The following is a 559-nucleotide window of genomic DNA, read 5'->3' on the forward strand; positions in this document are numbered from 1 at the left end:
GACTCCTTACGCGCTCGACCGGATGGGTATTGCAAAAGTTGTGGACAGACCGCAGTCGGACGTGTAAACGCGCAAGCCGGGTGCCGACGACGGCCTCATGCCTGCCCTACGCCGGCGGAATGCCGGGCGGCGGGTACACGCCGCGGAGGATCCAGGCGAACCAGTTGATGGCGAACTCGATTTCGTCGCTGGCGTCATAGTCGGGGTTGGGATCCATATCCATCTGATCACTCTCCAATCGGTGAGGCCTGGAATGAGAAGTGCTGTTTCCGTTGTACTTTCGGTCGCGTCGACGGAGTCACTGAGGCTGTCCGTAGACGGCCACCACGACGGTGCGATTCAGACTGTTTTCCGTCCACACTCCAATCTGGGAGTTGGCGCAGTCGGACATGATGGCGAAATATGCGGGGTTGTAATACCACTGGTTGAGGATCTCGATGCCGCTGATCGCGAGGGCGGGATTGATCGCCACGGTTTCGGCCGCCTTGCCGTGGAAGCCGGCGGCGTTGGCGCGGTCCTGTGGGGTGGACCCGTCGGAGCCGGTGTCGCCGTCGAGGTT

At 61.7% G+C, this 559-nt stretch carries 1 pseudogene; it reads right to left on the reverse strand.

From position 1 onward, the window contains the following. Positions 1–106: 106 nt before the first annotated feature. A pseudogene (locus F6Q13_RS19930) lies at positions 107–559 on the reverse strand (CAP domain-containing protein); the annotation flags it as partial.

Source organism: Mycobacterium sp. (assembly GCF_008709575.1).
Taxonomy (GTDB): Bacteria; Actinomycetota; Actinomycetes; order Mycobacteriales; family Mycobacteriaceae; genus Mycobacterium.